Annotated in this window: 22 protein-coding genes; 18 read left to right on the forward strand and 4 right to left on the reverse strand. The window is 72.4% G+C overall.

Annotation, left to right across the window (positions count from 1 at the left end; genetic code table 11):
- Positions 1–8 precede the first annotated feature (8 nt).
- Positions 9–338 (forward strand): DUF3140 domain-containing protein, encoded by a 330-nt coding sequence (locus AC0VX6_RS15255; protein WP_475464809.1) that lies wholly within the window; start codon positions 9–11, stop codon positions 336–338.
- A gap of 86 nt (positions 339–424) precedes the next feature.
- On the opposite strand, the gene AC0VX6_RS15260 is transcribed toward AC0VX6_RS15255, so the two are convergent.
- Positions 425–604: a DUF397 domain-containing protein gene (locus AC0VX6_RS15260; protein ID WP_475464810.1), complete on the reverse strand. Its 180-nt coding sequence runs from the start codon at positions 602–604 to the stop codon at positions 425–427.
- Positions 601–1,371: a helix-turn-helix domain-containing protein gene (locus tag AC0VX6_RS15265; RefSeq protein WP_274973363.1), complete on the reverse strand. Its 771-nt coding sequence runs from the start codon at positions 1,369–1,371 to the stop codon at positions 601–603. The genes AC0VX6_RS15260 and AC0VX6_RS15265 overlap by 4 nt, the downstream gene beginning before the upstream one ends.
- 98 nt (positions 1,372–1,469) lie before the next feature.
- Here AC0VX6_RS15265 and AC0VX6_RS15270 point away from each other — a divergent pair, with 98 nt between their 5' ends.
- The 4 genes from AC0VX6_RS15270 (at position 1,470) to AC0VX6_RS15285 (ending at position 4,634) form a co-directional block, all read left to right on the forward strand.
- On the forward strand, positions 1,470–1,811 hold the full coding sequence (locus tag AC0VX6_RS15270) for a hypothetical protein (RefSeq protein WP_475464812.1): 342 nt from the start codon (positions 1,470–1,472) through the stop codon (positions 1,809–1,811).
- Between the two features lie 442 nt (positions 1,812–2,253).
- The gene (locus AC0VX6_RS15275; RefSeq protein WP_475464814.1) at positions 2,254–3,441 is read left to right on the forward strand and encodes an AAA family ATPase; all 1,188 of its coding nucleotides are present in this window, start codon (positions 2,254–2,256) and stop codon (positions 3,439–3,441) included.
- Positions 3,442–3,446: 5 nt separating this feature from the next.
- A complete protein-coding gene (locus AC0VX6_RS15280) occupies positions 3,447–4,031 on the forward strand; it encodes a DUF4276 family protein (RefSeq protein WP_475464816.1) in 585 nt (194 codons plus the stop codon).
- A gap of 51 nt (positions 4,032–4,082) precedes the next feature.
- Positions 4,083–4,634: a GNAT family N-acetyltransferase gene (locus AC0VX6_RS15285; protein WP_274973367.1), complete on the forward strand. Its 552-nt coding sequence runs from the start codon at positions 4,083–4,085 to the stop codon at positions 4,632–4,634.
- Between the two features lie 58 nt (positions 4,635–4,692).
- Here the strand turns inward: AC0VX6_RS15285 and AC0VX6_RS15290 are convergent, their stop codons facing one another.
- Both AC0VX6_RS15290 and AC0VX6_RS15295 read right to left on the reverse strand, forming a co-directional pair.
- On the reverse strand, positions 4,693–5,334 hold the full coding sequence (locus AC0VX6_RS15290) for a hypothetical protein (protein WP_274973368.1): 642 nt from the start codon (positions 5,332–5,334) through the stop codon (positions 4,693–4,695).
- A 126-nt stretch (positions 5,335–5,460) separates the two neighbouring features.
- A complete protein-coding gene (locus tag AC0VX6_RS15295) occupies positions 5,461–7,017 on the reverse strand; it encodes an MFS transporter (protein ID WP_274973369.1) in 1,557 nt (518 codons plus the stop codon).
- 212 nt (positions 7,018–7,229) lie between these two features.
- Here AC0VX6_RS15295 and AC0VX6_RS15300 point away from each other — a divergent pair, with 212 nt between their 5' ends.
- From AC0VX6_RS15300 to eboE, 13 genes are all read left to right on the forward strand, one after another.
- Entirely contained in the window at positions 7,230–8,069 is an 840-nt protein-coding gene (locus AC0VX6_RS15300; RefSeq protein ID WP_274973370.1) for a helix-turn-helix domain-containing protein, read from the forward strand.
- 370 nt (positions 8,070–8,439) lie between these two features.
- Positions 8,440–9,477, forward strand: a complete 1,038-nt coding sequence (locus tag AC0VX6_RS15305; RefSeq protein WP_274973371.1) for an iron-siderophore ABC transporter substrate-binding protein — start codon at positions 8,440–8,442, stop codon at positions 9,475–9,477.
- A complete protein-coding gene (locus tag AC0VX6_RS15310) occupies positions 9,477–10,520 on the forward strand; it encodes a FecCD family ABC transporter permease (RefSeq protein ID WP_475464817.1) in 1,044 nt (347 codons plus the stop codon). Before AC0VX6_RS15305 ends, AC0VX6_RS15310 begins: the two co-directional genes overlap by 1 nt.
- Complete coding sequence (locus AC0VX6_RS15315; RefSeq protein WP_274973373.1) at positions 10,517–11,551, forward strand: FecCD family ABC transporter permease; 1,035 nt, start codon at positions 10,517–10,519, stop codon at positions 11,549–11,551. Before AC0VX6_RS15310 ends, AC0VX6_RS15315 begins: the two co-directional genes overlap by 4 nt.
- Positions 11,548–12,381: an ABC transporter ATP-binding protein gene (locus tag AC0VX6_RS15320; RefSeq protein WP_274973374.1), complete on the forward strand. Its 834-nt coding sequence runs from the start codon at positions 11,548–11,550 to the stop codon at positions 12,379–12,381. The genes AC0VX6_RS15315 and AC0VX6_RS15320 overlap by 4 nt, the downstream gene beginning before the upstream one ends.
- Positions 12,382–13,231: 850 nt before the next feature.
- A complete protein-coding gene (locus AC0VX6_RS15325) occupies positions 13,232–17,566 on the forward strand; it encodes a ThuA domain-containing protein (RefSeq protein WP_475464819.1) in 4,335 nt (1,444 codons plus the stop codon).
- 177 nt (positions 17,567–17,743) lie between these two features.
- Positions 17,744–18,481 carry a hypothetical protein gene (locus AC0VX6_RS15330; protein ID WP_274973376.1) on the forward strand — a complete coding sequence of 246 codons (738 nt, stop codon included), beginning with the start codon at positions 17,744–17,746 and terminating at the stop codon, positions 18,479–18,481.
- Between the two features lie 60 nt (positions 18,482–18,541).
- On the forward strand, positions 18,542–19,699 hold the full coding sequence (locus AC0VX6_RS15335) for an inositol-3-phosphate synthase (protein WP_475464821.1): 1,158 nt from the start codon (positions 18,542–18,544) through the stop codon (positions 19,697–19,699).
- Positions 19,696–20,574, forward strand: a complete 879-nt coding sequence (locus tag AC0VX6_RS15340; protein ID WP_475464823.1) for an SCO3242 family prenyltransferase — start codon at positions 19,696–19,698, stop codon at positions 20,572–20,574. The genes AC0VX6_RS15335 and AC0VX6_RS15340 overlap by 4 nt, the downstream gene beginning before the upstream one ends.
- Entirely contained in the window at positions 20,571–21,425 is an 855-nt protein-coding gene (locus AC0VX6_RS15345; protein WP_475464824.1) for a sugar phosphate isomerase/epimerase family protein, read from the forward strand. The genes AC0VX6_RS15340 and AC0VX6_RS15345 overlap by 4 nt, the downstream gene beginning before the upstream one ends.
- Positions 21,422–22,099, forward strand: coding sequence for an EboA domain-containing protein (locus AC0VX6_RS15350; protein ID WP_274973380.1), 678 nt, complete (start codon positions 21,422–21,424; stop codon positions 22,097–22,099). Before AC0VX6_RS15345 ends, AC0VX6_RS15350 begins: the two co-directional genes overlap by 4 nt.
- Positions 22,099–22,974 (forward strand): TatD family hydrolase, encoded by an 876-nt coding sequence (locus tag AC0VX6_RS15355; protein WP_274973381.1) that lies wholly within the window; start codon positions 22,099–22,101, stop codon positions 22,972–22,974. Before AC0VX6_RS15350 ends, AC0VX6_RS15355 begins: the two co-directional genes overlap by 1 nt.
- A complete protein-coding gene (eboE, locus tag AC0VX6_RS15360) occupies positions 22,971–24,137 on the forward strand; it encodes a metabolite traffic protein EboE (RefSeq protein WP_475464827.1) in 1,167 nt (388 codons plus the stop codon). Before AC0VX6_RS15355 ends, eboE begins: the two co-directional genes overlap by 4 nt.
- Position 24,138: the final 1 nt, after the last annotated feature.

The following is a 24,138-nucleotide window of genomic DNA, read 5'->3' on the forward strand; positions in this document are numbered from 1 at the left end:
GCGGGGACATGGACGAGAAGCAGCAGCGGCAGGTCCGGCAGGAGTTCGGCGAGGCGGTCAACATGACGCCCAAGGAACTGGAACGGTGGCTGGAGACCGAGGAGTCGAAGTCCGTGGGCGAGGGCGACGGGGAGTCCAAGGGCCACCGCTCGGGGCGGCGGATCGTGGACATCCTGCACGCTTCGCAGGGTGATCTGAAGGAGCAGGACTACGAGCACATGCGCAAGGTCACCGGTTACGTGCACCGGCACCTGGCGCAGAAACCGTCCGGGGACCCGAGCGAGACCCCGTGGCGGTACTCGCTGATGAACTGGGGGCACGATCCGCTCAAGGGCTGACGCGCTGAGCTGCGCGGTCTGTGGACGCGAGACCCCCGTTCCAGGCGGAACGGGGGTCTTTCGCTGTCTCGGGGAGAACGCTGTCGCTAGCGGGGGGACGCCAGCAGGGAGAGGAGGGAGGTCCACTCACGGCGGTCGAAGCTGAGATGGCCCAGCTCCCGGTTCTGGGTGTCGCGCACGAGGGTGTCTCGGCCTTCGCTGACCTCCACGCAGTTCCCGCCCGACGTGCTGTAGCTGGACTTGTGGAAGTCGCGTCGCTCGCTCACCGTAGTTCCTCCAGAACTTTTCGAGACTGGGTCGCAGGCAGAGCGCTACCCAGTGCTTGTTTCACCAGACCATGCAAGCGGTCGTACACCTTCGTGTCCTCATACAAGGTAGCGCCGTCCACATGGTCGCTCACAGCCGCTTTCCCACCGTCACGAAGGTGGAACAGCAGCAGCATGGACGTCACCCCGAGCAGGATGGAATCTTCTGGGACCAGGTGGAAACGCATCTTGCCCATTTCAGCGACGGACAAAAGGTGCGAAACCTGTTCCTTTCGAACCCGGGCAGGGACGCAGGTCACCGCCGTCACAGGAAACACTGCAATGGTCCGAGGGTTGTTGAGCTTCCGCAACTGCTCATACCTGCCACACCTCAGCGCCACCAAGCGCTCAAGGTCACCCGGCTCACGTCCCATCAGCGACTCCTCGAACACCAGTCGCGCGTAACTCGGAGACTGCAACAACCCAGGCACCAGCAAGGGGGATATCAGGTCTATCGTCTCGGCGGCCTCCTCCAGCCGCGAGACGCTGTGCATCCACTGCGGAAGCCCTTCCGCCTTCGCGAACTCCCACACACTGACAAGCCGCCCCTGCAACTCCAGGGCTTTGTCCACTTTCTCCACTTCGCTCCGGAGTGGGACCACGTGGTTGTTCTCCCAGCGGGAGATGGTCGATGGGCTCAGGTTCACCAGCGCCGCAAGCTTGCGGAGGGTGTAGCCAGAGTTATTGCGCTCTTCGGCCAGATATGCACCGAAATCGTGTTGCACCATGACCCAAAGCTATCCTCGGCGTTCCTCTTGGGACCATCCCTTTGTAGATACAACTCACTCACTGGAGGAACAGATATCCCCCGTCGGATGCTGAGGGCATGAACGAAACACGGAAATCCTCCGACGACATGTTCGCCGCCGCCGTCACCGCCTTCCAGAGCCAGCGGGGCCTGGCCTTCACCGTCGAGTGGCGGCGCTTCCCCTGGACCCACGGCCCCGACGTCGAACGCGCCCTCGTCGGCCCCTCCTACCTGGGCAACGTGGTCATCGGCCTCAAGGACGACTTCTCCTGGAGCTACCAGGACCGGCACGGCACCTGGAAGTACGTACAGCGCGACCGGCTCGACCTCCTCGTGGACTCCGTGGTCGAGGACAGGGCCGGGTTCCAGCCTCCGCTGCCGAACCGTTCCGCCTACCGCCAGGTTCGCGGAACACGGTGAGCCCAGAAGACAAAAACGGCGATACCGGCACCAATCCTGGAGAAACCTTCACTCTCCATTTTCCACCCGAGAAATGACGCCTCGGATATCCACACCTCTCGCCCCACCCACCACATGCCTCCGGCCGATCACGCACAAGCTCTGGCGAGCGGAATCAGCACTCCCAGAGCACGGCCAGCACCTCGAAAACCCCAACGAAAAAGGAAACCGACATGGCGATCGCGCCGCAGACCCCTTCCCCCGCACCCCCTGTGAGCGCTGCCATACGTATCCCCCACATTCCGCGCCCGCGCCCGGCCCCTGACGACACTCCGCACTGTCCACTCCCCCGCAACCCGCCCCGCGAACCCGCTGAGGCATGGGCCACCGGGCACATCCCGGTCATGCTCACACGGCTGTCAGACTGACGGCCTACCGCCAGGCTGCTGAAAGACTGAACCCCATGCAGGCCAACCAGTTCTCGCTCACCCGGGTGCACCTGAAGCACTACAGAAGCATCGCCAAAGTCGATGTCAGGCTGGGCCAACTACTCTTCCTGGTGGGCCCCAACGGCTCCGGCAAGAGCAACTTCCTCGACGCTCTCAGGCTGGTCTCCGAAGCCCTCCAGACCTCGCTCGACCAGGCACTGCGCAGCCGGGGCGGCGTGGCCGAGGTACGGCGGCGCTCGACCGGGCACCCGACCCACTTCGCGATCGACCTGGAGTTCCGAGGCCCCACCTACTCGGGCACGTACGCCTTCGAGGTCGCCGCGGTTCGAGGAGGCGCGTTCAAGATCTCCCGGGAGGAGTGCCACGTGTACTCCACCGGGGAAGCGGAATCCTGGAAGGGTTTCTTCAAGGTCAGGAACGGCGAACTGGAGAAGGCCTCCGAGCCCGTCATGCCCCCGGTCAACGACCAGCGCCTCTACCTGGTCTCGGCCGCCGGGATCGACATCTTCGAGCGGGTGTACGCGGGCCTCTCCGGCATCAGCGTCTTCAGCCTGAACCCGGACGCCATGCGCGAGCCGCAGACCCCCGACTCCGGTGAGTTCCTGCGCCGGGACGGGTCCAACGTCGCCAGTGTGCTGCACCGCCTGCAACGCAGTCCCCAGGGCGCGAGCGACAAGGAACGCGTCGAGGACTACCTGCGGATGATCGTTCCCGGTATGCACGGAGTGTCGCGGGCGGACCTCGGCAACTGGGAAACGCTGGAGTTCACACAGGACGTGCCAGGAGCAGAGAACCCCTGCCGGTTTCCGGCCCAGTCGGTCTCGGACGGCACCCTGCGCGCCCTGGGCGTCCTCGTCTGCCTCTTCTCCGACACCGGGGACACCCTCAGCACGGTCGGCATCGAGGAACCCGAGAGCGCCCTGCACCCTGCCGCGGCCGGAGTCCTGCTGGACGCGCTCCGGGACGCGAGCACCCGCCGTCAGGTGGTCGTCACCAGCCACAGCCCCGACCTGCTGGACCGGGATGACTTCGAGCCCTCCGAGCTGTACGCGGTCCGCTCCGTGTCCGGTGAGACCAACCTAGGCCCCCTCGACGATGCCGGTACCCATGCGATGCGGGAGCACCTCTACACCCCCGGTGAGCTGCTCAGAACCGACCAGCTTCTCCCCGCGCCCGTCCAGGAGCGCCTGTCCTGGGAATAGGAGTGATGTCCCCCATCACCATCGCCCCGATCGTGGAGGGGCACGGCGAGCACAGGGCGGTACGGGACCTGCTCACCCGGGTCGCGACCGAGTACGCGGGCACGTGGATCGACGTCGCGCAGCCCTTCCGCCTGGACTCGGCGAAAATGCGCAAAACGGACGAGCTGGCCAGGGCGGTGATGCTCCAGTCCAGGCGCGTTCCCGACCGGGGCGGCGTCCTCGTCCTCAGGGACGGTGACGACAAGGACATCACCTGCCCCGTCGAACTAGCGCGCTCGATCGCTCCCGATCCCGCACTCGCCCGATGCCCGGTCGAGGTGGTGATCGCCTGTCCCGAGTACGAGGCGTGGTTCCTGGCCGCCGCCGAGTCCCTGCGCGGGCACTCCGCGATGGGCGCTGACGCCGTGGCGCCGGACGCCCCCGAGGCCAAGCGCGACGCCAAGGCCCAGTTGAACGCCCTCATGACCGAGCCCTACCGCGAGACGCTCCACCGGGTGAAGTTCACCGCGACCATGGACATGCGGGCCGTGGAAGAACGGAGCCGCTCCTTCCGGCGTCTGGTCCACGCCGTCCAACTCCTCGTCGGATAAGGATCCGGCTCCTCGTCGGATAAGGAATTGCCCCCGGGGACCGGAGCCCTGTTGGCTGGACGCGTGACCGAACTGCGCACCGAACGCCTCACCCTCCGCCGGTGGCGGGACTCCGACCTCGCCCCCTGGGCCGCGATGAACGCCGACCCCGAGGTCCGCGAGCACCTGGGCGACCCGCTCACCCGCGAGCAGAGCGACGCCTCCGTCGCACGCTTCGAGGCCGCGTTCGACCGGCGCGGCTACGGGTGGTGGGCGGTGGAGGTGCGGGCCACCGGCGAGTTCGTCGGCTTCGCGGGCCTGGACGACGTGGACGAGGGCATGCCGTTCACCGGGGTGGAGATCGGCTGGCGGCTCGCCCGCCCAGCTTGGGGCCACGGCTACGCCACCGAGGCCGCGCGAACGGTCCTGGCCCACGGCTTCGACGTCCTCGCGCTCCACGAGGTCCTCGCCGTGACCACGGCCGCCAACCTGCGTTCGCGTGCGGTGATGCGCCGGATCGGGATGACCCGGAACCCGGCCGAGGACTTCGACGACCCCACCGTGCCCGAGGGTCCGCTGCGCCCGAACGTGCTGTACCGCATCGCCCGCGATGCGGGAAGCTGACGTTCTCCGTCCGCCGCCGAGGTGGGCAGTCGTCCCGGGACGACTACGGTGACGGGCGTCAGGAGGGGTACGCCGCTGCCATGCGCAGCAGTTTGACGGGGTCGGCCCCGGGGTTGAGCCCGGCCACGACCTCCTCGGTCAGCGGCCCTCCCTCGAACACCGCGCGCACCGCGTCGAGGTCCAGAGAACGTTCGTAGTAGTCCTGGAACTCCTCGTGGAAGTACCGTGCGGGGTCGGCGGCGTACAGACCACCCAGCAGCCAACCCGACCCGTCCTCCCGGTCCCCGGCGACCCCGGTGCGCCAGGAGGCGTCCGCGGGCAGACGCCACAGCAGAGCGCTCACCGACAGCGTGTCGCCTCCGTTGAAATCGGTGTCCGCCATAAGGAACGCGAGTTCTCCGGGCACGGCGTCGACCGTCCCCGGCCAGTGCTCCTCGTCGTTGGCGTAGGGGCTCATCTCCGACTCGTGGTCGAAGCAGCGGATGAGACCGGCCGTGTCCGAGAGCGCGATGGCGTACTCGTCCCCTCCCCCGCTGCTCATCGTGGCCAGGTCCCATCCCGGCCGCCAGCCGGGCGTGAAATCGTACTTGCGGTAGAGGCCGTCGGGGTTGACGAGGAACTCCAGCAGCGCCGTCCTGTGGGACCGGTCGCGCACGGTGGCCGGTTCGGGCAGGCGGAGGGCGGTCTCGGGTGCGTTCATGAGGTGCATCGAAGCACACGCCTGTGACAGCGCCCGCCCCGGGGAACCGCCCCCGCAGGCCCGACGGCCCGGCCGTGCTCCTCCGGGCCGCCGCGGCACGCCGCAGAACCGCCAGCGTTCGACGGACTAGCGTTCAACGGATTCCGGTCCCGCGGGCCCCCGCCCCGCGGGCTCCGCCTCCGTCCCGCCCGACCCGGGAACCCCTCCCACCACGCCCCGGCGCCGGGCCAGGAGCACGAACACCCCGGCCGTGGCGACCAGCGACAGGGCCGCGACACCCCAGGACGTGGCGTCCCAGGCCGCCGTGAGGTGACCGGCCAGGGCGTCCGACCCTCCCACGTCCCCGGCGGTCGCCCGGGCGGCGGCTTCGGACGATCCCGTGCGGGCGGCGACGATGCTGGTCAACGCCGCTCCGAAGACCGCGATGACCAGGGCTTCGGCGCCACCGCGGAGCGTGTTGAGGAAACCCGCCGCCATGCCAGCCTTCCGGGGTTCGATGACGCCCATCGCCTGGCCGTCGGTGATGCCGAACGACAATCCCATGCCGGTACCGATCAGCACCAGGGGGAGGGCCAGTCCCAGCGCGGTGATCTGCGGGTGGAGCACGGTGAGCAGCGCGTTGCCCCCGGCAACGAGCAGCAGCGCGACAACGATCATCCCGCGTGCCGACACGCCCCCGGCGACCATCCACCCGCCCAGGGACGGGGCCACCAGCACCGGCGCCGTGAGCATGAGCATCATCAGACCGGCGGTCTGGGCGGACATCCCCTGCACCCCCTGGAGGTAGGTCGGCAGGAAGACCAGCACCCCCAGGAAACCGATCGAGGTGGTCAGCGTCGCCAGGCACCAGGCCATGAACCGTCCGTCGCGGACCAGGCTCAGGTCGAGCACCGGCCGGGCCACCCGGCTCTCGACGACGAGGAAGAGCACGAGGAGCACCGCACCGGCCGCCAGCGAGCCCACCACCGCCGGGGTCCCCCAGCCCGCCTCGGGCGCCTCGATGACCGCGTACATCACCAGCGTCAGGCTGACCACGAAGGTCACCGAGCCGACCCAGTCGACGCGCGGGCGCTCGGAGGCCCGCGACTCGGCGACGAACGCCGATCCGACCAGGATGAGCAGGCCGACCGCGGCGTAGACCAGGAACGCCGTGCGCCAGCCCACGGCGCCGACCAGCAGACCCGACAGGGTCGGGCCGATCGCGATGCCCACCCCCGCCATGGTGCCCATGGCGGCGAAGGCCCGGGTCCGCGCGGCACCGTCGAAGCCCATCGCCAGCAGGGCGCCGCCGCTGGCCATGATCGCCGCGCCGCCGACACCGGTGAGCAGGCGTGCCGCGTCCAGCAGGAGGATGTCACCGACCAGGGCGCTGGCCAGGTTGCCCGCGAGGAAGACGACCGCGCCGACGGCGAACAGCAGCCTTCGCCCGAACAGGTCGGCCAGGGAACCGCAGACCAGGGTGAACGCGGCGAAGGTGAGGTTGTACCCGGCCACCACCCAGTGCAGCGCGGCGCCTGAGGCCTCCAGGTCCACCCCGATGTTCGGGACGGCCACGGCCGTCCCCGAGATCGACATGGCCACGACCAGAACGCCCAGCATGACGCTGGCGAGCAGCACCCCGGGGCGTGGCACCGCCTGCGAACCCGAACTCCGCTGCCGATTACGCGTCGTACGCACGCGCATCTCCTTCGTGTCGTGAGTGGTGGCCCCCATTCTGAAACCTCAACTTTTATTGAGGTCAAGGGGTTCGCGCGGAGCCGGGGAACGGGAACGCGGTCCTCGGCGCGCCCCTCCCCCGGGCCCCCGGAACAGCCGCTCCGGCGCTGGAGCACGGCCCGCGGGACGGAGCGGGGTCACCGCCACCGCGGCGCCCGCCGGCGCCTAACCTGGACGACGTGGTCAAACGAGACACCCGGCCGGGCTTGGCGACTCGACTCCGTCCCGCCGAAACCCCGCGGCGCGAGGCGATCGACAGCCGCAGGCTCCCCTCCTACGCCGCCGGCGAGATCGAGGTGCCCTTCGTCGTCATGGGCAGCGCCGAGATCATCCCCCGGGACACGTTCTGGGAGGAGCACTCGCACCCCACGCACGAACTGCTCTGGAACCAGCGGGGCGCCTCCTCCGCCACCGTCGGCACGCGGGTCTGGACGATCACCCCCACGGTCGGCCTGTGGCTCCCGGCCGGGACGCGCCACTCCGGGTGGACCCCCGCGGGGACCTGGCACCGGGCCGCGCAGTTCGGCGTCCACGCGGTGCCCTCGATCTCCGACGAACCCGTGGCCATGGAGGTCACCCCGCTCCTGCGGCTCCTGCTCGACCGGCTCGACGCCGAGGGGCTCACCGCGGACGAGCGCTCGCGGACCGAGGCGATGGTGCTGGACATCCTCGCCCCGGCCCGGCGCGAGCTGATCCTGCACATCCCCGAGTCGCCGCTGCTGGCCCCCATCGTCGCCGCCGTGCGCGAGGACCCCGCCGACACCACCACCCTGGCCGTGTGGGCGGCGCGGCTGGGCGTGAGTACCCGTACCGTCACCCGGGCGTTCCGCGCCGAGACGGGCCTGGGGTTCAGCCAGTGGCTGGCCACAGCCCGCGTGCAGCACGCGGTGACGATGCTCGCGCGGGGGGACGAGATCGACGAGGTGGCGGTGTGTGTGGGCTACCACTCGGCGAGCGCGTTCGGCGCGGCCTTCCGACGGGTCACGGGTCTGAGTCCGGGCCGCTTCCGCGCCCTGTGAGCCCTGCGGGGACAGCGTTTCAGCTCCCGCGACAGGATCGGCAACACAGGCCCCACCCAGCTCTCCAGACTCCCCCGCCACACCCCGCTTGTCCGAATCGCTATAAAAGATGTCGCATCTACGCGATTGCGAACCCACCAAGGACACCCTAAATTCGGTTAGGCAAACCTAATCTCTCGGCATCGCCGCGGTCGGGTCGGCGTCGCGCACCCCTGGACCCCTGTCCCCACGCGACCCGCCCCGACCGGTCCCCTCCCGGACGCACACCCCCGTGTGCGCGCCGGGGCGGTGCGGGAGCCGGACCATGGCACCGCCATGGCTGAGGCCCGAGGGCCGCAAGAGGCCCCACGGCCGCAATGGGAAGGAAACCATGCCCCGCGTTTCAAGGCTGGCCGCGCTCTCCGGCGCCGCGCTGCTCACCGTCGCGCTCGCCGCCTGCTCCTCCGACAGCTCCTCCGACTCCTCCGGCGGGGAGGACGGCGGTTCCGGGGACTGGACCCCCGTCACCATCGAGCACGCGCTCGGCACGACGACCATCGAGTCCAAGCCCGAGCGGGTCGCGACGGTGAACTGGGCCAACCACGAGGTCCCGCTGGCCCTGGGGGTCGTGCCGGTCGGCATGGCCTCCGCCGACTTCGGCGACGACAACGGCGACGGCGTGCTGCCCTGGGTCGAGGAGAAGCTCACCGAGCTGGACGCGGAGACCCCGGTCCTGTTCGACGAGACGGACGGCATCGACTTCGAGGCCGTCGCCGACACCGCGCCGGACGTGATCCTGGCCGCCTACTCCGGGCTCACCCAGGAGGACTACGACACGCTCAGCGAGATCGCCCCCGTCGTCGCCTACCCCGAGACCGCCTGGGGAACGCCGTGGCGGGAGATGATCGAGCTCAACAGCCAGGCCCTGGGCATGGCGGCCGAGGGCGAGGAGCTGATCGCCGGCCTGGAGCAGGAGATCGAGGACTCGGTCGCGGAGTACCCGCAGTTCGAGGGCCGGTCCGCGATGTTCCTGACCCACGTGGACACCACGGACCTGAGCGAGGTCAGCTTCTACACCACGCACGACACGCGCGCCCTGTTCTTCGAGGACCTGGGTCTGGAGACCCCGGAGAGCATCGCGACCGCCTCCGCCGAGACCGACCAGTTCTCCCTGAGCCAGAGCGCCGAGCAGGCGGACGCGTTCAACGACGTGGACATCATCGTCACCTACGGCGGCGAGGAGCTGGTGCAGACCCTGGAGGGCGACCCGCTGCTGTCGCAGATGCCCGCCGTGGAGAACGGCTCCGTCGTCAACCTCCCCGGTGACGACCCGCTGGGCACGGCCGCGAACCCGACCCCGCTGTCGATCTCGTGGGTCCTGGACGACTACCTGTCGCTCCTCGCCGAGGCCGCTGACGAGGCTCAGTAGTGGCGACGGACACCTCGACCGCCGTCTCGGGCGCCGCCGTCGTGCGGCGCCCGAGGCGCGGCAAGGCCCTGTGGCTGCTGGTGGTGCTGGGCGCACTGGTCGCGCTCATGTTCGCCTCGGTCGTGGTCGGCTCGCGCGACGTGCCCTGGACGGCCGTCGTGGCGGCCTTCGGCGGCGCGACCGAGAACTTCGACCAGGCCGCGGTGGCCAAGCGCATCCCCCGCACGCTGCTGGCCGTGCTCGCCGGAGCCGCCCTGGGCGTGGCGGGGGCGGTCATGCAGGGCGTGACCCGCAACCCGCTGGCCGACCCGGGCATCCTGGGCGTGACCATGGGCGCCTCGCTCGCCGTCGTCGCGGGCATCGCCTACTTCGGCCTGGCCTCCGCGACCAGCTTCGTGTGGGTGGCGATCGTCGGCGCGGGGCTGACCACGGTGTTCGTCTACACCATCGGCTCCCTGGGGCGGGGCGGTGCCACACCGCTCAAACTCGCCCTGGCCGGGGCGGCGACCACCGCGGCGCTGGCCTCCTTCATCAGGGCCGTCATGCTCCCGCGCGCCGACATCGCCGAGGGGGCCAGGTCCTGGCAGATCGGCGGCGTGGGCGGCGGGACCTTCGACAGCGTCTCGCAGGTGCTGCCCTTCCTCCTGGCCGGGTTCGTCGTGTGCCTGCTGTCGGCGCGCGCGCTCAACCTCCTGGCCCTGGGCGACGAGCTGGCCGCGGGCCTGGGCGAGCGCGTCGCCCTCGCGCGGGGCGCGGCCTTCGTCGGCGCGGTCGTGCTGTGCGGCGCGAGCACCGCCGTGACCGGCCCGATCAGCTTCGTCGGCCTCGTCGTCCCCCACGTGTGCCGCCTGCTCGTGGGCGTGGACCACCGGTGGCTGATCCCGTTCTCGGCGCTCACCGGCGCCGCCCTGCTGACCACGGCGGACGTGGTCGGCCGCATCGTGGCGCGCCCCGCGGAGATCGACGTGGGGATCGTGACCGCGCTGATCGGCGCCCCGTTCTTCATCTACATCGTCCGCCGTCAGAAGGTGCGTGCCCTTTGAGCGCCTCCACCGTCGAGACCGTCGCCCGCGGCCGGGTGCGCCGCGCCTACCGGCGGCGCGTCGTGATCGCCGCCCTGGCCGTGGCGATCGTCCTCGTGTTCGCCCTGTCCCTGATGGTCGGGCAGACCTTCTACCCGCCCGGCGACGTCGTGCGGGTGGTCCTGGGCCAGGACGTGCCCGGCGCCTCGTTCACCGTGGGGCGGCTCCGGCTGCCGCGGGCCGTGCTCGCGGTGGCGGCGGGGCTGTGCTTCGGGCTCGCGGGCGTGACGTTCCAGACCATGCTGCGCAACCCCCTGGCCAGCCCGGACATCATCGGCATCAGCGCGGGAGCCAGCGCGGCGGCCGTGTTCGCGATCGTGGTGCTCTCGCTCGGCGAGGCCGGGGTGTCGGCCTTCGCGATCGGGGCGGGCCTGCTCGTGGCGCTGGCCGTGTACGCGCTGTCCTTCAAGGACGGGGTCGCCGGGACGCGCCTGATCCTGGTCGGCATCGGCATCGCGGCCATGCTCACCAGCGTCACCGACTACATCCTGGACCAGGCCGCCCAGTGGGACCTGCAGGAGGCGATGCGGTGGCTGACCGGCAGCCTCAACGGCGCCAGCTGGGACCAGACCGTCCCGGTGCTGGTCGCGCTGGTAGTCCTCTCCCCCGTGCTCCTGTCCCAGTCGGGCAACCTGTCCGCGCTCCAGCTGGGCGACGACACCGCCTCGGCCCTGGGCGTGCGCGTGGACCTGACCCGGCTCGTCGCGATCGTCGGGGCGGTGGGGCTCATCGCCTTCGCGACCGCGGCGGCGGGGCCGGTGGCCTTCGTGTCCTTCCTGTCGGGGCCGATCGCGGCGCGCCTGGTGGGGCCGAACGGCTCGCTACTGGTGCCCTCGGCGCTGGTGGGGGCGCTGCTGATCCTGGTCGCCGACCTGTGCGCTCAGTACGCCTTCGGGACCCGCTACCCGGTCGGGGTCGTCACCGGCGTGCTCGGCGCCCCCTACCTCGTCTACCTGATCGTCCGCACCAACCGCGTGGGAGGCTCGCTTTGACCACGGCCCATTCGCTGCTCGTCGAGGACCTGACGCTCGGCTACAAGGACCGCGTCGTCATCGAGTCGCTGGACCTGACCATCCCGCCCGGCAGGATCACCGCGATCGTGGGCGCCAACGCGTGCGGCAAGTCCACCCTGCTGCGCTCGATGTCGCGGCTGCTCGCGCCCCGGGTCGGGCACGTGCTGCTGGACGGCAAGGAGGTGCACCGCCTGCCGTCCAAGGAGCTGGCGCGCACGCTCGGGCTGCTGCCGCAGTCGCCGATCGCCCCGGAGGGCATCACCGTGAGCGACCTCGTCGGGCGGGGCCGCCACCCCCACCAGCGGATGCTCTCGCGGTGGAGCCGGGAGGACGACGAGGCCGTGGCCGAGGCGCTGGAGGCGACGCGGACGGTGGACCTGGCCGACAGGCCCGTGGACGAGCTCTCCGGCGGGCAGCGCCAGCGCGTGTGGATCGCGATGGCCCTGGCCCAGCGCACGGACCTGCTGCTGCTGGACGAGCCGACCACGTTCCTGGACGTCAGCCACCAGGTCGAGGTGCTGGACCTGCTGACCGACCTCAACCGCTCGCTGGGGACGACGATCGTGCTGGTCCTGCACGACCTCAACCTGGCCGCGCGCTACGCCGACCACCTCATCGCGCTCGCGTCCGGTCGGCTGCACGCGGCGGGCGCGCCCGAGGAGGTGCTCACCCCCGAGACGGTGCACGCCGTGTTCGGCCTGCGCAGCGAGGTGATCACCGACCCCACGTCGGGCAGGCCCCTCATGCTGCCCCTGGGCCGCCACCACAGCGCCCGGGCCGAACGCGGGGAGGAGCAGCTCACGGAGTGACCTGCCCCGTCGCGCAACCGGTGTCGCCCGCCGGGACCTCCTCGGTCCCGGGCCCGCGAACCCCGCGCGGTCCCGCCGAGCGCCGCCGCGCCCCTGCCCGGGGCGCGGCGGCGTACTCGTGCCCCGGGCCGCCGTCCGCCGCGGCCGGGCCCGCCCCGGACGCCGACCGCGCCGCGTGGACGCGAGGGCGTACCGGCGGGCGTCGGCACCGGCACGAGGCTCCACCGGTGTCTCCTCTCGGAACTCCCCCCGTACACCGGGTGAACACCGGCGTCCGGGGCGTGCTGCGGAGCGTGCCCACGACCTCGGGAAAAGCACCCGCCGGGCCCACCTGCGAACCCGGGTCTATTGGATGACCGGACTCCACCTATTGCGACCTGCACCGACAACTTCTGCTTGACGATCGACATAAGCCCGACGTACGGTTCGAGGCAGCAGGTGAGGCAGGTCACAAGGGTTGGGCTATGTGGCGTCTTCGGACCGTCGGCATGGACTCTCCCGGTTACGAAGAGCTGCCCCTCCCGCACCAAGTGAAGCCCGGCGGCGGCGACCCGTCGGGCCTCCTCCTCCGAGACGTGGACGGAACGCTGACGGGCCCCGCGGCCCCGATTCCCGGCCACCGCGTCGTCCGCCTCCGGCAGGGCCAGCGAGGAAAGGAGCCGGTATGGGCTGAGAGCGATGAGGCGGCACCCCCGCTTCCCGCACCTGATAGCAGGAATTCCCCGTCAGCCCACCGGTCGCAGCCACACGGCCCCACCGGGCCGCACGACCACCGGGCCGCCCCTGCCGTCGGCGCCGGCACGCCGCACGGACTCATCGATTCACTCCCACCCCCCAGGTGAGGTTCCGTATGAAGAAGAGACCCCTGCTGACACTCGGCGCGCTCGCGTCGGGTGTCGCCATGGCGCTCACGCTGACCGCACCGGTCGCGTACGCCGACGAGACCGGCGAGGACGCGTTCAACACGCTGATCTTCTCCAAGACCACCGGCTTCCGGCACGACTCGATCCCCCACGGCGTCGCGCTCATCGAGGCGCTGGGCGAGGAACACGGCTTCCAGACCGCGCACACCGAGGACTCCTCGGTGTTCAACGACGAGGAGCTGGCCGCCTACGACGCGGTGATCTGGCTCTCCACCACCGGCGACGTGCTCAATGAGGAGGAGCAGGGCGCCTTCGAGCACTACATCCAGGACGGCGGCGGCTTCGTCGGCGTCCACTCCGCCTCCGACACCCACTACGACTGGGAGTGGTACGGCGACCTGGTCGGCGGCTACTTCGCCAGCCACCCGCCGGGCACGCAGGACGCCCAGGTGGTGGTCAACGACAGGGTGCACCCCTCCACCGAGCACCTGCCGGCCAGCTGGGAGCGCCACGACGAGTGGTACGACTTCGACCTGTCCCCGCGCGGTGACGTGCACGTCCTGGCCGGACTCGACGAGGACTCCTACGCCGACCAGGTCGACCCCGGGGGCCAGATGGGGTGGGACCACCCGATCGCCTGGTGTCAGGCCTACGACGGCGGCCGGTCCTGGTACACCGGCGGCGGCCACACCGTCGAGTCCTACTCCGAACCGGAGTTCACCCAGCACCTGCTCGGCGGACTGCGGTGGGCGGCCGGGACCGCCGAGGGCGACTGCGGCGCCACGCAGTGGGACAACTTCGAGAAGGTCACCCTCGCGCAGGGCGAGGACTCCGTGGGCGAGCCCATGGGCCTGGCGGTCCTGCCCGACGGCCGCGTGATGCACATCACCCGCGGCGGCGACGTGCGGCTGTGGTCCCCCGACACCCACACCACCGAGCTGATCGCCCAGGTCCCGGTGTACAACCACGACGAGGACGGGCTGCAGGGCGTCGCCCTGGACCCGGACTTCGAGGAGAACGGGTGGGTGTACCTGTACTACGCGCCCGTGATCGAGGGCATCCCCGCGGGTGAGGCGCCCGCGGACGGCTCCCCGGAGGACTTCGAGCCCTACGAGGGCCACAACAACCTCTCCCGCTTCCAGTTCACGGACGGGGAGACCCCCGCCCTGGACCTGGACAGCGAGCAGGTCCTGCTGGAGGTCGGGACCGACCGGGGCATGTGCTGCCACGTCGGCGGCCACATCGACTTCGACTCCGAGGGCAACCTCTACCTGGCCACGGGCGACGACACCAGCGCGTTCGGGTCGGACGGCTTCACGCCCATCGACGAGCGCGAGTCGCGCAACCCCGCCTTCGACGCCCAGCGCAGCTCGGCCAACACCAACGACCTGCGCGGCAAGCTGCTGCGGATCACGCCCACCGACGACGGCGGCTACGAGATCCCCGAGGGCAACCTCTTCCCGCCGGAGGAGTACAGCGGCGAGCAGACCCGGCCCGAGATCTACGCCATGGGCCTGCGCAACCCGTTCCGGTTCACGGTGGACGAGGAGGACGGCACCGTCTACCTGGGCGACTACGGGCCCGACTCCAACGAGCCCGACCCCGAACGGGGACCGCAGAACACGGTCTCCTGGCACGCCATCACCGAGCCCGCCAACATCGGCTGGCCCTACTGCATCGGCAACAACAGCGCGTTCGTCGACTACGACTTCACGACGGGGACCTCCGGCGAGGAGTTCGACTGCTCCGCGCCGGTGAACGACTCCCCGCGCAACACCGGCCTGGCGGAACTGCCCCCCGTCACCCCCGCCTCGATCTGGTACAGCTACGAGGAGTCGGAGGAGTTCCCGCAGCTGGGCACGGGCGGCGGCGCCCCGATGGGCGGCCCCGCCTACCAGTTCGACCCCGAACTGGAGTCGGACACCAAGTGGCCCGAGTACTACGACGGCATCCCGCTGTTCTACGAGTGGGACCGCGACTGGATCAAGCAGGTGCACCTGGGCGACGACGGCCAGGTCCTGGACATCACCGAGACCGTCCCGAACATCAGCCTGGCCAACCCCATGGACATGGAGTTCGGCCCGGACGGCTCCCTGTACGTGCTGGAGTACGGGTCCGGCTACTTCGGCGGGGCCGACGACTCGGCGCTGTCGCGCATCGACTACACCGGCGGCGGGACCACCCCGGTCGCCGACATCAGCGCCTCCACGACCTCGGGACCGGCCCCGCTGGAGGTGGAGTTCTCCGCGGAGGGCTCCAGCCACCCCGGCGGCCTGCCCCTGGAGTACGCGTGGTCGTTCGGCGACGGCCAGACCTCGACCGAGGTCTCGCCCACCCACACCTTCGAGGAGGCGGGCCAGTACACCGTCGTTCTCACCGTGACCGACAGCGAGGGGCGCACGGGCACCGCCACCACGACGGTCACCGCGGGCAACACCGCGCCCGAGGTCTCCTTCCAGACCCCGCGGGACGGCCAGTTCTTCCACTGGGGTGACCAGATCCCCTTCAACGTGGACGTGGCGGACGCCGAGGACGGCTCCGTGGGCGAGGGCGTCGACTGCGGCGACGTCGCGGTCACGGCCTCGCTCGGCCACGACCGGCACGCCCACCCGTGGACCCAGTACGACAGCTGCGAGGACATCAGCATCACCGAGGTCGACGGCGGCCACGGGCACGACATGAACATCTTCTGGGTGCTGGAGGCCGAGTACACCGACTCCGGCGGGGACGGGGCGCCCGGCCTCACCGGAAGCGACGGCGTCACCCTCAAGCCCGCCCGCACCCAGGCGCAGTACTTCACCGACAGCGAGGGGGTCCAGACCGAACCCACCACGGACGCCGAGGGCGGCCTGGTCAACGTCAGCCACATCGGCCACGGCGACTGGACGGCCTACGACACGACCAACCTGGCCGGGGTCGAGCAGATGGAGTTCCGGGTCGCCTCCGCCGGGGCGGGCGGAACCATCGAGGCCCGCGTGAACTCCCCCGACGGCGAACTGATCGGCAGCGTCGACGTGCCCTCCACCGGCGGCTGGCAGGAGTGGACCGACGTGACCATGGACGTCACCGACCCCGGGGAGACCTTCACGCTGTACCTGGTCTACGACGGTGAGGGTCCCGCCGTCGAGGACGGCCTGTTCAACGTCAACTACTTCGAGGCGGTCCTGGACGGCCACGGCGAGCACGGTCCCCAGACCGAGCTGACCAGCCCGCAGGACGGCGCGGTCTTCGAGGAGGGCGAGGACGTCCCCCTCTCCGCCGAGGTCACCGACCACGCCGAGGCCGGTGTGGAGAAGGTGGACTTCCTCGTGGGCGAGGAGGTCGTCGCCACGGTGACCGAGGGCCCCTACACGGCCGCCTGGCAGGGGGCCGCCGCGGGCGAGTACGAGGTCAGCGCCGTGGCCACGGACGGCGACGGCAACACCGGCGCCTCCGAAACCGCCACCATCACGGTCGAGGCGGGCGGCACCGAGCCGCCCGAGTGCGCCCCGGCCGGGGCAGAGGACGGCTACACCCCCCTGTGGGACGGCCAGACCCTCGACGGATGGGCCATGGCGGGCCCGGGCGGGTTCGGCGTCGTCGACGACGGCGAGGGCTGCGCCCTGGAGACCCAGGGCGGCATGGGGCTGCTCTGGCACGAGACGGAGCTGGAGTCCTACCGGCTGAAGCTGGACTTCCTCGCCTCCGAGGAGACGGACAACTCCGGTGTCTTCGTCGGCTTCCCCGAGCCCGGGGACGACCCCTGGGTCGCCGTCGACGAGGGCTACGAGATCCAGATCGACGGCTACGGGGCGCCCGACGGCGACCCGATCCACCAGACCGGCGCCGTCTACGACTTCCAGGCGGCCGACTCCCACCCCGCGCGGGTCGGCGAGTGGAACGAGATGGAGATCGAGGTGGCCGACCCCATGATCCGCGTGTGGATCAACGGGGAGCTGGTGAACGAGTTCGAGAGCACCGACCCGGCGCGTGACCTGTCCTCGGGCCACATCGGGTTGCAGAACCACGGCGACGCCGACCGGGTGCTCTTCCGCGACGTCCTGGTCCAGGAGCTGGACGCGGTCGAACCGGTCACGTTCGCCGAGGTCCAGGAGCGCGTCGACGCCCTGGAGGCAGACGGCGCGCTGACCGTGTCCGAGGCGCGTCGGCTGACCCCGCAGCTGGAGCTGGCCGAACACCACCTGAACGTCGGCCGGACCGGGCAGGCCACGCTCGCCCTGGACCGGTTCGTCGGGGTGGCCGAGGCGGTGGCCGACGAGGCCGCCAGGGAGGAGCTGCTGGAACTGGCCGACAGGCTGCGTCCGCTCATCGACGACGAGTGACGGGACGCCTCCGGCGCGCGCCCGCCCCCTGGTGGGGACGGCGTCCGCCGGGGGTCCCGTGACCAAGGCGGGGCCGGTCGCGGCCGGCCCCGCCGCCCCCCGCGGTGGCGCCCCGCCGGAAAGGAGCGCGACGTCGCGGCGTCCGGCCCCCAGGTACGACGAGAAGAAGGTGTCACGGTGTCCGCCAAGAAGGCCCCCTCCTCCCCCGACCCGTCCAGCGGGACGCAGGCTCCCCCGCCCAGGCTCACCTGGTGGCTGACCGCCGGATCCCTCCTGGTGGTCGCCGCCCTCGTCGGCGTCCTCGTCCTCACCTTCACCGGTGACGACCACACCGCCCCCGACCCGACGCGCGTCGCCGAACTCCAGGCCTCCGCGCAGCAGCGCGACCGCGCGCAGGTCGACCAGCTCGTCGAGCGCACCACCGCCGCGCACGGGCAGCTGGTGCCCGTGGTGGAGAGCCTGGACGCGGCCGTGCCGCCCGACGGCTCCACCCCCGCCGGGGAGGCCCCCGACTCCGGGAAGGTCGACTCCTGGCTGGAGACCGTCCAGGAGGCGGCGGTCCACTTCGAGGACGCCCCCTCCGGCAACAGCGGCCACAACGTCGCGCACGCGGGGCTGTCCAACGCCGTGGACCTGCTGGGGTCGGCGGTCGTCGCCTACTCCAACGCCGAGCGCGCCCAGGACGGACAGCGGGCGGAACTGCTCGAACTGGCCGGAGACCTGCGCACCCAGGCGGTGCGCGGCTGGTCGGTGGCGGCCACCCAGCTGGACATGGTCAGCGTCGAGTCCGGCCACGGCCACGTCCACCTGTACCTGCCCGCGGCGCCCGGCAGCGGCGCCCTGGGACCCGACGGGGCCGAGCCCGGCGAGGGCGGCGCGCCCGCGGAGGGCGGCGCCGACAGCGGCGACCAGTGACCAGTGACCAGTGACCACACGGTTCCGGAACACCCGGAGGCACGCAGAGGGGAGCATGCGTTGACGCGAGTCGGAGTATGGCTGATCGGGGCGCGGGGGTCGGTGGCGACCACCGCCGTCCTGGGAGCCCTGGCGGTGCGGTCCGGGGCGTCGGGGAGTACGGGGTGCGTGACCGAGCGCCCCGAGTTCGCCCCGGCGCGCCTGCCCGGGATCGGCGACCTGGTCTTCGGCGGCCACGACGTCTCCGAGATCCGCCTGTGCAAGAACGCCGAGCGGCTGGCCCGGGCGGGGGTGCTGCCCGCGCACCTGCCGCCGGCCTTCGCCGACGAACTGGACCGGACCGAGCACCGCCTGCGCCGGGGCCTGCACGCCGCCACCGCCGGGGTGGGGCGCCGCGACGTGGACCGCCTGGAGGCGGACCTGCGCGAGTTCGCCGAACGGGAGGCGCTCGAACGCGTCGTGGTGGTGGACCTGTCCAGCACCGAGCCCCGGCCCGAACCGCACGCCGAGCACACCGACGCCGACGCCCTGGAGGCGGCCCTGGACGCCGGGACCGCGCGGATCCCGGCCAGCTCCGCGTACGCCTACGCGGCCCTGCGGGCGGGCTGCGCGTTCGTGGAGTTCACGCCCAACACCGGGCCCCGGCTGCCCGCCCTGGCACGGCTCGCCGAGCGCTCGGGCGTGCCGTGGGCCGGGTGCGACGGCAAGACCGGGGAGACCCTGGTCAAGAGCGCGCTCGCGCCGATGTTCGCCGCCCGGGCGCTGCACGTGCGCTCGTGGTCCTCGCTCAACCTGCTCGGCGGCGGCGACGGCGCCACCCTGGCCGACCCGGCCAACGCCGAGAGCAAGCTCGCGTCCAAGTCGCGGGGTCTGGAGCACATGCTGGGCCACGGCCCGGACGGGCCCCTGCACATCGACTACGTCCCCGACCTGGGCGACGCCAAGGTCGCCTGGGACCACGTCTCGTTCGAGGGGTTCCTGGGGGCGCGGATGACCCTGCAGTTCACCTGGTCGGGCTACGACTCCGCGCTGGCCGCGCCCCTGGTGCTGGACCTGGCGCGGCTGACCGCCCACGCCCACCGGCGGGGCCGGGTGGGCCCGCTGCCGGAGCTGGCGTTCTTCTTCAAGGACCCCGTGGGCAGCAGCGAACACGGCCTGGCCGAACAGTGGCGGGCCCTGACGTCCTGGTGCGCGGCACCGGAGGAGGAGGCCCAGTGAGAGCGCGCGACCTGGCGAGGCTGGTGCGCCTGCCCGCGGCGCTGAGCGTTCCCGGCGACGCCCTGGCCGGTGCCGCGGCGGCGGGGGGCCTGCGCGGGCCCGGGGCCTGGGCGCTGCCCGCGGCCTCGGTCTGCCTGTACTGGGCGGGCATGGCCCTCAACGACTACGCCGACCGGGAGGTGGACGCGGTCGAGCGGCCCGAACGCCCCATCCCCTCGGGGGCGGTGCGCCCCGGCGAGGCCCTGGCGGTCGCCGCGGGGCTGACCGCGACGGGCGTGGGCCTGGCCGCGGCGGCGGGCGGACGCCGGGCGGCGGGGGTGGGCACGGCCCTGGCCGCCACCGTGTGGGGCTACGACCTCCTCCTCAAGAGGACGCCCCTGGCCCCGCTGGGCATGGCGGCGGCCCGGGGGCTGGACGTGCTGCTGGGCGCGGGCGCGCGCCCCGCCGACGCGGCCAGACCCGCGCTGGCGCTGGCCGTCCACACGCTCGGGGTGACCGCCCTGAGCCGGGGCGAGGTGCACGGGACGCGGCCCCGAGTGGCGGCGGGGGCGCTGCTGTGCACCCTGGCCAGCGCCGCGCTCGCCGCCGCGCCCGCCCGGCCCCTGCCCGGGCGTGCGGCGGGCGACGCCGCGGCCAGGGCCCTGTCGGGGGCGCTCGCGGGGGTCTTCGCGCTGGGGGTGGGGTCCGCGCAGGCCAGGGCGCTGGTCGAACCCGAGGCGCACCACGCGCGCGCGGCGACGGGCGCGGGCATCCGGGGGATGATCCCGCTCCAGGCGGCCCTGCTGTCCGGGTACGGCGCGCCGGACGCGGCGTGCGCGCTCGCCGTCGGCGCGCCCGTGGCGGCGCGGGCGTCCAAGGCGGTGTCGTTCACATGAGGTTCGGATACGGCACCAACGGCTTCTGGGACCACCGGCTGGACGACGCGCTGGCCCTGATCGCCGACCTCGGCTACGAGGGGGTGGGGCTGACGCTGGACCACCCGCACCTGGACCCCTTCGCGCCGGACGCCTTCGCGCGCACCGCCCGCATCGGCCGGCGGCTGTCCGAACTGGGGCTGGCGGTGGTCGTGGAGACCGGCGCCCGCTACCTGATGGACCCGCGCCGCAAGCACGAGCCGACCCTGGTCTCCGACGAGGGCGCCGAACTGCGGGTGGACCTGCTGCGCCGCGCGGTGCGCGTCGCCGACGACCTGGGGGCCGAGGCCGTCTCCTTCTGGTCGGGCGTTCTCCCGGCGGGGGTGAGCCGGGAGCAGGGCTGGTCACGGCTGACCTCGGGCGTGGAGCGGGTCCTGGCCACCGCCGACGACCTGGGCGTGGACTGCGCGTTCGAGCCCGAACCCGGCATGTTCGCCGAACGGGTGGCCGACGCGCTGGAGCTGCGCGAGCGGCTCGGCGACCCGCCGCGGCTGCGGGTGACGGTCGACGTCGGGCACGGCGTGTGCAACGAGCCGGACGGCCCCGAGGGCGCGGTCCGGCGGGCCGGGGCCCTGATCGCCAACGTCCAGCTGGACGACATGCGGCCGGGTGTGCACGAGCACCTGGAGTTCGGTGAGGGCGAGATCGACCTGCCCGGGGTCCTGGGCGCCCTGGAGGAGGTCGGCTACCGGGGCCTGGCGTCGGTGGAGCTGCCCCGGCACGGGCACGCCGCCCCCCTGGTGGCCGAGCGGTCGATCCGCGCCCTCAGGCGGGCGCTGGCCGACTCCCGCGCGCGGAGGGCGGAGGTGTGAGCGGGGAGTACGCCTTCCTGGACACGGACGCGGCGCGCGGGGCGCTGGCTGCCCAGGTCGGGCAGGTGCGCGAGCGGCCCGCGCGGATCGCCGTGCTCTTCCCCGCGGCGGCCAGGAGCGTGGCGCGCGGGGCCGGTCCGTCGGGCGACCCCGACGGGGTGGCCGGGCCGACCCTGGAGGACATGGCGCGCGTGGAGCTGCTGTCCGCGCTGGCCGGGGCCCTGGCCCCGCCGGAGCTGGCCCGCGAGGTCCGCGACCTGTACCACCACGGCGACGCGGGCGAGCGGCGCGCCGTCCTGCGCGGCCTGGACGCTCTCGACGCGCTCGGCGGCGGCCGGGAGGAGGTGGCCGGTGCGGCGCGCGAGCTGCTGGCCGACGCGATGCGCGCCAACGACACCCGGCTGGTCGCGGCGGCGGCCGCCAGCGCGGCGACGGCCCTGCTCGACGCCGACTCCTGGCGCCAGGGAATCCTCAAGTGCCTGTTCACCGGCGTGCCCCTGGGGTCGGCGGCCGGGCTGCCCGACCGCGCCGACGAGGAGCTGGCGCGCATGTGCGCCGACCACGCCGAGGAGCGGGTCCTGGCGGGGCGGCCGGTCCCCGACGACGTCCACCTCGTGCTGCGGCACTTCCCCGGGCAGGCCGCCCGCCTGGACACCCACCGAACGGAGGCGTGATGCGTATCTTCGACCCGCACATCCACATGACCTCGCGCACCACCGACGACTACGAGGCGATGTACGCCGCCGGGGTGCGGGCGGTGGTCGAGCCGTCGTTCTGGCTGGGCCAGCCGCGGACCGGCGTGGACTCGTTCCGCGACTACTTCGACGGCCTCGTGGGCTGGGAGCGGTTCCGGGCCGAGCGGTTCGGGATCCGCCACCACTGCACGATCGCGCTCAACCCCAAGGAGGCCAACGACCCCCGCCTGTCGGGGGTGCTGGACCTGCTCCCCCGCTACCTGGCCAAGGACGGCGTGGTGGCGGTCGGCGAGGTGGGCTTCGACTCCGGCACCACCGAGGAGGAGAGGGCCTTCCGCCACCAGCTGGAGCTGGCCGGGGAGTTCGGGCTGCCCGTCCTGGTGCACACCCCTCACCGCGACAAGGCGGCCGGGACCCGCCGCACCCTCCGGCTGGTCGCCGAGTCGGGGATCGCGCCCGAGCGGGTGCTCGTGGACCACCTCAACGAGGCCACCGTGGCCATGGTGCACGAGTCGGGGTGCACGCTGGGCTTCTCCATCTACCCCGACACCAAGATGAGTCCGGAGCGCATGGTGCGCGTCCTGTCGGAGTGGGGCCCGGAGCGGATGGTGGTCAACTCGGCCGCCGACTGGGGCCGCAGCGACCCGCTCGCCACCCTGCGCACCGGCGAGGCCATGCTCGCCGCGGGCTTCACCGGACGCGACGTCGAACGCGTGCTCTGGGACAACCCCGTGGAGTTCTACGGCCGCAGCGGACGCCTGCTGCTGGACGACGTGCACGGGGCCGACCGCACCGCGACCTACTCGGGGAACTCGGTGCTGCGCGGCGAGCGCGCGGGCGGAGGTGCCGCGTGAGGCTGCGCCACCCCGACGGAACGGTCGTCCACCTCGCCTACTGCACCAACGTGCACCCCGCCGAGGATCTGGACGGCGTCCTGCGCCAGATCCGCGTCCACGGCGGCGGCGTGCGCGAGGCCCTGGGCGCGGACCGGCTCGGCCTGGGCCTGTGGCTGCCCGCCCCGCTGGCCCGGGAGCTGGCGGCGGACCCGCGCCTGACCGACCGGCTGCGCGCGGGGCTGGAGGCCGCCGGGCTGGAGACGGTGACCCTCAACGCCTTCCCCTACACCGGGTTCCACGCGCCCGTGGTCAAGCGGGCCGTGTACCGCCCCGACTGGACCGACCGGGCCCGGCTGGACTACACGGTGGACTGCGCCCGGGTGCTGGCGCGGTTGCTGCCCGACGACGCCGCGCGGGGCAGCGTCTCCACCCTCCCCCTGGCCTGGCGAGAACCGTGGGACCCCGGCCGCCTGTCCGCCGCCCGCGCGCACCTGGCCGAACTCTCCGACGCCCTGGAGGACCTGGCGCGGAGGGGACGCCCGGTGCGGGTGGGGCTGGAACCCGAACCCGGGTGCGTCGTCGAGACCACCCGGGACGCGGCCCGCCTGCTCGGGGACCCGCCGCCGCACCTGGGCGTGTGCCTGGACACCTGCCACCTGGCGACGGCCTTCGAGGAGCCGGGGGCGGCCCTGGACCGGCTCTCCGGCGCGGGCCTGCCCGTGGTCAAGACCCAGGCGTCGGCGGCCGTGGAGGTCCCCGACCCCACCGACCCGGCCGCGCGCGAGGCCCTCTCCGCCTTCACCGAGGACCGCTTCCTGCACCAGACGCGCGCACGCGGTGCGGACGGGGCGCGGCAGGGCCGCGACGACCTGGACGAGGCCCTGGGCGGCGCCGACCCCCTGCCCGGCGGCGCGCCCTGGCGCACCCACTTCCACGTGCCCCTGCACGCGCCCGCCACCGCCCCGCTGCGCGGGACCAACGAGCACCTCACCCGCACCCTCGAATGCCTCCTGGGGCCCGGCGGCGCGCGCACCGACCACGTGGAGGTGGAGACCTACACCTGGTCGGTGCTGCCGAAGGAGCGGCGCCCCGCCGACGACAAGGGGCTCGCCGAGGGCATCGCCGCCGAGGTGGCCTGGGCGCGCGACCGGCTGACCGACCTGGGCCTGACCCTGCTCTGAC

Source organism: Nocardiopsis sp. iso_25 (assembly GCF_056173305.1).